The 7,109-nt window shown below is 50.1% G+C and carries 4 protein-coding genes and 1 pseudogene; all 5 read left to right on the top strand.

What is annotated here, in order from left to right; genetic code table 11:
* The first annotated feature begins 119 nt into the window (after nt 1-119).
* The 5 genes and pseudogenes from ispC to bamA all read left to right on the top strand — a co-directional run bounded on the left by ispC (nt 120) and on the right by bamA (nt 7,076).
* A pseudogene (gene ispC, locus UC14_RS13035) lies at nt 120-1,315 on the top strand (1-deoxy-D-xylulose-5-phosphate reductoisomerase).
* 289 nt (nt 1,316-1,604) lie between these two features.
* Entirely contained in the window at nt 1,605-2,363 is a 759-nt protein-coding gene (gene ispU / locus UC14_RS13030; protein WP_013574198.1) for a (2E,6E)-farnesyl-diphosphate-specific ditrans,polycis-undecaprenyl-diphosphate synthase, read from the top strand.
* 9 nt (nt 2,364-2,372) lie between these two features.
* Complete coding sequence (cdsA, locus tag UC14_RS13025) at nt 2,373-3,221, top strand: phosphatidate cytidylyltransferase (protein WP_013574199.1); 849 nt, start codon at nt 2,373-2,375, stop codon at nt 3,219-3,221.
* A gap of 42 nt (nt 3,222-3,263) precedes the next feature.
* Entirely contained in the window at nt 3,264-4,619 is a 1,356-nt protein-coding gene (rseP, locus tag UC14_RS13020) for a sigma E protease regulator RseP (RefSeq protein WP_013574200.1), read from the top strand.
* Nucleotides 4,620-4,655: 36 nt separating this feature from the next.
* Entirely contained in the window at nt 4,656-7,076 is a 2,421-nt protein-coding gene (gene bamA / locus UC14_RS13015) for an outer membrane protein assembly factor BamA (protein WP_013574201.1), read from the top strand.
* Nucleotides 7,077-7,109 lie beyond the last annotated feature (33 nt).

The following is a 7,109-nucleotide window of genomic DNA, read 5'->3' as shown; positions in this document are numbered from 1 at the left end:
CTTTGTCTTTTATCGGGCTTTAAATTTTTTACCTGTTCGAACAATCTCATGGACAAGCCAGATAAGAGGTTTCAGACTGTGCACTTTCCGAATTTACGAGCGCTATCCCGGGCATTTTCATGAAACAAATGACTATTCTTGGTTCGACAGGGTCTGTCGGCACCAGCACGCTTTCCGTTGTCCGGTCTAACCCTGACGATTTCGCCGTTAAAGCACTGGTTGCAGGGCGCAATGTTGACGTTATGGCGCAGCAGTGTCTTGAGTTTCACCCTGCCTATGCTTCGATGGCGGATGAATCTTCTGCCCGTGCGCTGAGAGCCATTCTGGCTGAACAGGGAAGCCGTACCGAGGTGCTTTCCGGACCCGATGCGGCGACTGAACTGGCCGCTCTTGATGATGTGGATCAGGTGATGTCGGCTATCGTGGGGGCTGCGGGCTTGTTACCGACACTTGCTGCTGTCCGCGCAGGTAAACAGGTACTTCTGGCTAACAAAGAATCGCTGGTGACCTGCGGGCGCATTTTTATGGACGCTGTCCGCCATAGTCAGTCTCAGCTATTGCCTATCGACAGTGAACATAACGCTATTTTCCAGAGTTTGCCTGAATCCATTCAAAAACAGCTGGGATATGCTTCCCTCGAAAGCCACGGGATCTCCCGCATTATTTTAACCGGATCCGTGGCCCGTTCCGCGAACTGCCGTTGGATAAATTTCGCGATGTCACTCCTGATCAGGCTTGCGCGCATCCCAACTGGTCGATGGGGCGTAAAATTTCCGTCGACTCGGCAACCATGATGAATAAAGGGCTGGAGTATATTGAAGCCCGCTGGTTGTTTAATGCCTCTGCTGCTGAGATGGAAGTGATTATCCATCCGCAATCCGTGATCCATTCCATGGTGCGTTATTGCGATGGCAGCGTGCTGGCTCAACTTGGCTCGCCGGATATGCGTACCCCAATTGCGCATGCCATGGCATATCCGCACAGAGTCAGAACTGACGTCGAAGCGTTGGATTTTTGTAAAATGGGTGCGATGACTTTCAGTGCACCGGATTACGCACGTTATCCTTGTTTGCAATTGGCTATCGAAGCCAGCAACACCGGGCAGGCAGCGACGACGGCACTGAATGCCGCGAATGAAATTTCGGTGGCCGCGTTCCTCAATGGTGAGATTCGTTTTACTGACATTGCTGGCCTGAATCGTCAGGTGATGGAGCAGTTAGTGAGCGCTGAACCTGATTCTGTTGAGGAAGTGTTGGAGATCGACGCGCAGGCGAGAGCCAGTGCACGTGAGAAACTTCATACATTTGCGCTATAAGGCTGTTTTTGTACTTATGCAGCAGTTTGTTAGCATCACATTGAAATGGTATAGTCTGCGCCACACTGACAGTAGATTTGGCTTTTCAGGGCCTGAGTGTTAAAGGTGGAATCGGTGATCTGTCAGTGTAAGCCGTGCCTGCAAGGGGGACACGGCTTTTTTGCGCGTGTAGTCGCACCAGCGACAGAAAGGTGTGCCGCCAGCTAACTGTTGTGGCGTCGTCAGCCAGAAGAATGTTATGCCAGCCAGAAAGCCGCTGTGTTCTGATAAAAGGAAATGAGTACGCGTTATGTCCCTCGAAAATCAACAGATGTCTGATATGTATTGCTCTCAACCTCGCCATGTTGCCATTATCATGGACGGTAACGGACGCTGGGCAAAACGTCAGGGTAAAATGAGGGTATTCGGTCATAAAGCGGGAGTGAAGTCGGTGCGCAAAGCGGTAAGTTTTGCTGCCAGTCATCACCTTGATGCACTCACGCTTTATGCCTTTAGTAGTGAAAACTGGAATCGTCCGGCCCAGGAAGTCTCCGCATTGATGGAGTTGTTCGTCCGTGCATTAGACAGTGAAGTCAAAAGCTTGCATAAACATAATGTCAGGCTTCGGGTCATTGGCGACGTCAGTCGCTTTAGTGCTCGTCTGCAGGAACGCATTCGTCGTTCAGAAACAATGACTCAAAATAACGACGGTCTTACCCTGAACATTGCCGCGAATTACGGTGGCCGATGGGATATTATTCAAGGCGTTAAGACTCTGGCGGGTCAGGTTGAAGCCGGCACGCTGCGGGCAGAACAGATTACAGAAGAATTGCTGAATTCAGCGGTCTGTATGAGCGAACTGGCACCCGTCGATTTGGTGATCAGAACCGGTGGGGAACATAGGATCAGTAACTTTTTGCTGTGGCAAATTGCCTACGCGGAGCTCTACTTTACCGATGTCCTCTGGCCTGATTTTGATGAAAATACCTTTGAAGGTGCGCTGACTGCTTTTGCACAACGCGAGCGCCGCTTCGGGGGGACTACACCTATCGGCGCCAATGCGTCCTAGGGAGAACATTTGCTGAAGTATCGCATTATCACAGCTCTGATTTTAATACCGATTGTTATTGCAGCACTCTTTTTATTACCGCCTGTCGGTTTTGCCATCGTGACGTTAGTTGTGTGCATGCTGGCAGCGTGGGAGTGGGGGCAACTGGCCGGTTTTGCAAGCCGTAATCAGCGCATCTGGCTGGCTATATTATGTGGTTTCCTGCTGGCAGCGATGATGCTGAGCATACCTGCTTACCAGCAAAGCGTGCATCTGTTGCAAGTCGGAGGCTCATTATGGGCTGCGCTTGCGTGGTGGTGTCTGGCATTGGTGCTGGTGGTTGGATATCCTGCTTCGGCAGCCTTCTGGCGCCATTCCCGTGTGCTGCGCTTAGTCTTTGGCATACTGACTATTGTGCCGTTTTTCTGGGGTATGGTCGCACTGCGCCAATACGGTTATGCAGAAAATCATCATACTGGCGCATGGTGGTTGTTATATGTGATGCTACTGGTCTGGGGGGCAGACTCCGGCGCTTACCTGTTTGGTAAATTATTTGGTAAGCATAAACTGGCGCCTAAAGTATCCCCGGGGAAAACCTGGGAAGGGTTTGCTGGCGGTCTTCTGACTTCAGCCCTCATAGCCTGGTTATTTGGCCGCTATGCACCACTTGATGTGGTACCGTCGACCTTATTGATTTGTTCCGTTGTTGCCGCGCTGGCTTCTGTGCTGGGCGACCTGACGGAAAGTATGTTCAAACGCGAGGCAGGGATCAAAGACAGTGGTCATATGATCCCTGGTCACGGCGGAATACTGGATCGTATCGACAGCCTGACGGCTGCGGTGCCTGTATTCGCCTGTCTGATGCTGTTAGTGTATTAATCCGTCTGTGACGGTGAAGTTTCCTAAGGAATAGTTAGACATATGATGAACATACTCTGGAGCCTGGCCGCCTTTATCGTCGCATTGGGGGTGCTTATCACCGTGCACGAGTTCGGCCATTTCTGGGTTGCTCGTCGTTGTGGTGTGCGTGTCGAACGTTTTTCTGTCGGTTTTGGACGCGCGCTATGGCGCCGGACTGACCGTCAGGGAACAGAGTATGTTCTGGCCATCATTCCTCTCGGAGGCTACGTTAAGATGCTCGACGAGCGCGTCGAGGCTGTAGCGCCTGAATTCCGCCACCAATCTTTCAATAACAAAAAAATCTGGCAGCGCGCTGCTATCATCAGCGCCGGGCCGATCGCCAATTTCATTTTTGCTGTTTTTGCTTACTGGCTGATCTTCGTCATCGGCGTGCCGAGCGTGCGTCCTGTCGTGGCAAATGTCACTGCAAATTCAATTGCCGCACAATCCAATATTTCACCCGGAATGGAACTAAAATCTGTTGCGGGTATCGAAACGCCTGATTGGGATTCAGTTCGTATGGCGTTAGTCGGCGAAATTGGTGATGATCAAACGACGGTTGATGTGGCGCAATTTGGCTCATCCCAGGTCGTTGAGAAAACTCTGGATTTGCGTCAATGGCAGTTTGATCCTGAAAAGCAGGATCCGGTGGTGTCTCTGGGTATGATTCCCAGAGGGCCGCAGATAGAATCTGTTCTGCAGGAGGTGCAGCCAGATTCAGCCGCGCAAAAGGCGGGTTTGCAAGCCGGGGACAGGATCGTTAAAGTCGATGGTCAGATTCTGGAAAGCTGGCAGTCGTTTGTCATACAGGTACGTGACAATCCGGGTAAACCAATTGCACTGGAAGTTGAGCGGGCGGGGAATCCCGTCGCGTTAACACTGACGCCGGACACGAAGTCCGCAGGTAAAGGCAAGATACAGGGTTTTGCTGGTGTGGTACCGAAAGTGATACCGCTGCCTGATGAATATAAAACAATCCGTCAGTATGGCCCGTTTGTGGCGTTTTATGAGGCCGGGGATAAAACCTGGCAACTGATGAAACTCACAGTGAGCATGCTGGGTAAGTTAATTACCGGAGATGTGAAGCTGAACAATCTGAGTGGCCCAATATCCATCGCACAGGGCGCAGGAATGTCAGCTGAATATGGTTTGGTGTCTTACCTCACGTTTTTGGCACTCATTAGTGTCAATCTGGGGATCATCAACCTCTTCCCATTACCGGTATTAGATGGTGGACACCTGCTGTTTCTCGCAATAGAAAAGCTTAAAGGTGGGCCAGTTTCCGAGCGAGTTCAGGACTTCAGTTACCGCATTGGTTCAGTTTTGCTGGTGTTGTTGATGGGGCTTGCACTTTTCAATGATTTCTCCCGTCTTTAAGGCCGGAGATTAGGTTAGGAAGAACGCATAACAACGATGGCGATCAAAAAGTTGCTCATAGCGTCGCTGCTGTTTGGCAGCGCCACCGTATACGGTGCAGACGGTTTCGTAGTGAAAGATATTCATTTCGAAGGCCTGCAGCGAGTTGCCGTCGGTGCGGCGTTACTCAATATGCCGGTTCGCGTCGGTGATACGGTGACTGACGATGATATCAGTAATACCATTCGTGCATTGTTTGCCACTGGCAACTTCGAGGATGTTCGTGTCCTGCGCGATGGAAATTCTCTGATTGTTCAGGTCAAAGAACGTCCAACTATTGCCAGCATTACTTTCTCCGGTAACAAATCGGTGAAAGATGACATGCTGAAGCAAAACCTGGAGGCCTCTGGCGTCCGTGTTGGCGAAGCCCTTGACCGTACAACCATCGGCAGCATCGAGAAAGGTCTCGAAGACTTCTATTACAGCGTCGGTAAATACAGTGCATCGGTAAAAGCGGTTGTGACCCCTTTGCCACGTAACCGTGTTGATCTGAAGCTGGTCTTCACCGAAGGTGTTTCTGCCAAAATTCAGCAGATCAACATTGTTGGTAACCATGCCTTTACGACCGATGATCTGATTTCACGCTTCCAGCTGCGTGATGAAGTGCCATGGTGGAACGTGGTCGGTGACCGTAAATATCAGAAACAAAAACTCGCGGGTGACCTTGAAACCCTGCGTAGTTTCTATCTGGATCGCGGTTATGCCCGTTTTAACATTGATTCGACTCAGGTCAGCCTGACGCCGGACAAAAAAGGCATCTACATTACGCTGAACATCACAGAAGGTGAGCAATACAAACTTTCTGGCGTTGAAGTGACTGGCAGCATGGCGGGTCACTCAGCAGAAGTTCAAAGCCTGACTAAAATTGATAAAGGCGAGCTGTATAACGGCGCCAAAGTCACCAAAATGGAAAACGACATCAAGCAGATGCTGGGTCGTTATGGCTATGCCTATCCGCGTGTGACTACACAGCCAGAAATTAATGATGCAGACAAGACCGTCAAACTGCATATCAACGTTGATGCGGGGAACCGTTTCTATGTACGTCATATCCGTTTTGAAGGTAATGACACCAGTAAGGACAGCGTACTGCGCCGTGAAATGCGTCAGATGGAAGGTGCCTGGTTGGGCAACGATCTGGTCGATAAAGGTAAAGAGCGTCTGAACCGTCTGGGTTATTTCGAAACGGTTGATGTTGATACGCAGCGTGTTCCAGGTTCGCCTGATCAGGTTGATGTTGTCTACAAAGTGAAAGAACGTAACACCGGTAGCTTCAACTTTGGTGTGGGTTACGGTACTGAAAGTGGTGTCAGCTTCCAGGTGGGTGTCCAGCAGGATAACTGGCTGGGTACGGGCAATTCTGTTGGCATCAGCGGTACTAAAAACGATTACCAGACATATGCAGAATTCACTATCACTGACCCTTACTTCACCGTTGATGGCGTAAGTCTGGGTGGTCGTATCTTCTATAACGACTTCAAAGCTGATGATGCGGACCTGTCCAGCTATACCAACAGAAGTTATGGTATTGGCGGTAATCTTGGTTTCCCAATCAATGAAAATAACTCATTGCGCCTGGGTCTGGATTACGTACACAACGATCTGTCCAATATGGAACCACAGATCGCTATGTTCCGTTATCTGAACTCTGTTGGGCTGAAACCGCCGGTGACCACCAGTGACAATGCTGATGCTGACTTTAGTGCGAATGATTTCTTCGCCAACCTCGGCTGGGGTTATAACAATCTCGACCGTGGCTACTTCCCGACATCGGGGACGAAAGCCAGTCTGAACGGTAAAGTAACCGTTCCGGGTTCTGATAACGAATATTATAAAATTACATTTGATTCAACCAGTTATATGCCGCTAAATCAGGATCGTGACTGGGTGCTGATGGGCCGTGCGCGTGCAGGTTACGCAGACGGTCTTGGCGGTAAAGAAGTGCCGTTCTACGACAACTTCTATGCCGGTGGTTCAAGCAGTGTTCGTGGTTTCCAGTCGAACACCATTGGTCCAAAAGCGGCATACTACAAATGTACTACGGCTAACACATCTTACAGCGGCTGTCCGATTGATAACTCAAACGACGCAGTTGGCGGTAACGCAATGGCAGTATTGAGTGCTGAACTGATTGTTCCGACTCCATTTGTTAGCGAGAAATACGCTAACTCATTGCGTACTTCCCTGTTCGTGGACAGCGGTACTGTTTGGGATACAGGTTGGGAAAACACCCCGCAGACTATTGCGGCAGGCGTTCCTGATTACAGTAAACCAGGTAACATTCGTGTTTCTTCGGGTCTTGCGTTGCAGTGGATGTCTCCACTTGGACCATTGGTCTTCTCCTACGCACAACCGGTCAAGAAATATGAAGGCGATAAGGCAGAACAGTTCCAGTTTAACATTGGTAAAACCTGGTAACGTTCTGTCCGGGCAGAAGTTGTCCAGCAGAAT

Source organism: Rahnella sp. NRRL B-41462 (assembly GCF_003263525.1).
Lineage (GTDB): Bacteria > Pseudomonadota > Gammaproteobacteria > Enterobacterales > Enterobacteriaceae > Rahnella > Rahnella aceris.
The sequence above is the reverse complement of the archived record's forward strand: the minus strand, read 5'-3'. Positions and strand labels throughout refer to the sequence as shown.

Coding starts and splice junctions, on each gene's coding strand:
- ispU (WP_013574198.1), top strand. CDS start 1,605: ATGTCCCTCGAAAATCAACAGATGTCTGATATGTATTGCTCTCAACCT.
- rseP (WP_013574200.1), top strand. CDS start 3,264: ATGATGAACATACTCTGGAGCCTGGCCGCCTTTATCGTCGCATTGGGG.
- bamA (WP_013574201.1), top strand. CDS start 4,656: ATGGCGATCAAAAAGTTGCTCATAGCGTCGCTGCTGTTTGGCAGCGCC.